This window comes from Brasilonema octagenarum UFV-OR1 (genome assembly GCF_963888615.1).
Classification (GTDB): Bacteria; Cyanobacteriota; Cyanobacteriia; order Cyanobacteriales; family Nostocaceae; genus Brasilonema; species Brasilonema sennae.
The window spans coordinates 1-1,661 of the sequence record NZ_CAWPKW010000331.1 but is presented as its reverse complement, the minus strand read 5'-3'; the positions used below and the strand labels follow the sequence as shown (position 1 = coordinate 1,661).

The 1,661-nt window shown below is 45.5% G+C and carries 4 protein-coding genes and 1 tRNA gene; 4 read left to right on the top strand and 1 reads right to left on the bottom strand.

What is annotated here, in order from left to right:
- Positions 1–198 precede the first annotated feature (198 nt).
- Positions 199–285: transfer RNA gene (locus AC5590_RS29990), tRNA-Ser, on the bottom strand.
- Between the two features lie 88 nt (positions 286–373).
- Between AC5590_RS29990 and AC5590_RS29985 the strand changes: the two genes are divergently transcribed.
- From AC5590_RS29985 to AC5590_RS29970, 4 genes are read left to right on the top strand one after another with little or no spacing between them, the layout of a single operon-like run.
- Positions 374–769: a 2Fe-2S iron-sulfur cluster-binding protein gene (locus AC5590_RS29985; RefSeq protein ID WP_169268980.1), complete on the top strand. Its 396-nt coding sequence runs from the start codon at positions 374–376 to the stop codon at positions 767–769.
- A 3-nt stretch (positions 770–772) separates the two neighbouring features.
- Positions 773–1,330 (top strand): thermonuclease family protein, encoded by a 558-nt coding sequence (locus AC5590_RS29980; RefSeq protein ID WP_169268979.1) that lies wholly within the window; start codon positions 773–775, stop codon positions 1,328–1,330.
- Positions 1,331–1,382: 52 nt separating this feature from the next.
- Positions 1,383–1,478, top strand: a complete 96-nt coding sequence (locus AC5590_RS29975; RefSeq protein ID WP_211178816.1) for an element excision factor XisH family protein — start codon at positions 1,383–1,385, stop codon at positions 1,476–1,478.
- Entirely contained in the window at positions 1,456–1,569 is a 114-nt protein-coding gene (locus tag AC5590_RS29970; protein ID WP_169268981.1) for an element excision factor XisI family protein, read from the top strand. The genes AC5590_RS29975 and AC5590_RS29970 overlap by 23 nt, the downstream gene beginning before the upstream one ends.
- Positions 1,570–1,661 lie beyond the last annotated feature (92 nt).

Here is a 1,661-nt window from a genome sequence, read left to right as displayed (position 1 = left end):
AGCTCCACTCTTACGAGAAGCCGCTACGCGTCTACGCGGAGCGAGGCTCAAATCTATGCCCTTCGGGCACGCTAGCCCCGAAGGGGCGCTACGCAAACGCTATCGGTGATTTTGAACTTTGAATTCCCCGTTCGCGCAGCGTGCCCGCAGGGCTTAGGGGTTGACTCCTGACTCAGGAATTCTTGCTGTATTATGAAACGGAGAGAGAGGGATTCGAACCCTCGTTGAGGTTGCCCCCAAACAGCATTTCCAGTGCTGCGCCTTCAACCGCTCGGCCATCTCTCCAGGCGTCACGAATTCCAAGTATACAATAAGATAAATTAAACTGCAACTAAATTTCGTCTAAAGTCCCAAATTGAAATCAAAAATTCAAATGTCCGAGACATACACTATTAAAGTTCGTGAATGCGCAAAGCGCAGCGCCGAAGGCGAACGCGCCAAAGGCACTATACACACCTTCCAAGTCCCTGATGACCGCTACATCCTGCATACGGGTGAAAAACAAGGGGTAGAACTGCCGTTTTCATGTCGGAATGGGGCTTGCACCACTTGTGCTGTCCGGGTACTCTCAGGAGAAATTTACCAACCGGAAGCTCTTGGACTCTCACCAGAGTTGCAGAAAAAAGGTTATGCCCTATTGTGCGTCAGTTATGCTCGTTCTGATTTGGAGGTGGAGACACAAGACGAAGATGAAGTCTATGAACTCCAATTTGGACGCTTTTTCGCTAGGGGGAAAGTTCGCAAAGGTCTTCCCTTAGATGAAGATTAATAGATGAAGATTAAATTTTGTTTCAAGGGCATTGGTGCAAAGCTAGAAAAAATCGTCATTCTGCTTTGTCTACTACTACTTGTAGCTTGTCAACCTCAAAAAAAACCTGAAGAAAGCACACAGGTGCAAGTCAAAATCACACAAGTTGTCAGTGGACAAACTTTGAAGGTGGTAGGTTTGGGTGATCAACCAAGTCTCATTTCTCAAGTACGCTTGCTGGGAATCGATGCACCAGATTTGCAGCAACGTCCTTGGGGAGATGCAGCCAAAGAACGCCTAGAAGCGGAGGTTTTGGAACAGCCAGTCATCCTGGAGTTTGATGTGCAAATGAAAGATCAATTTGGGCGGAGTTTGGCTTATGCGTGGAAAAATGGGGTTTTGTTGAATGAACAGTTGGTGAAACAAGGGTACGCTTTGTTTGTGGGGCGATCGCCTAACCACAAATATGACCTACGCTTAGAACGTGCCCAGCAATGGGCTAGACTCATGGGGTTAGGAATTTGGGACCCACAAAAACCTATGCGTTTGACACCCGCTGAATTTCGCCGTCAGTATCGTTAGTAATTCGCCCTGGGGCTGATAATTAGGAATTTTCAACATTCATAAGTCATTTATGCTGGCAATTGATGCATTTCATACTATTGTCAAAACAGCCCTCCAGAAGGATAAATGGCAAATAACCCACGATCCATATCCACATTGCCAATAAGCTAGTTGAAATCGGAGTACCAAAACACGATATTGTGTTGGGTATTGATCCACCAAAGATGCATCAATACACAAAATTTGGTGTTGGTTGAGTCAACTATCAGTTATCAGTTATCAGCTATCAGTTACCAGTTACCAGTTATCAGTTACAACAGAAAATACGGATCTGTTTCTTTTGTTAACT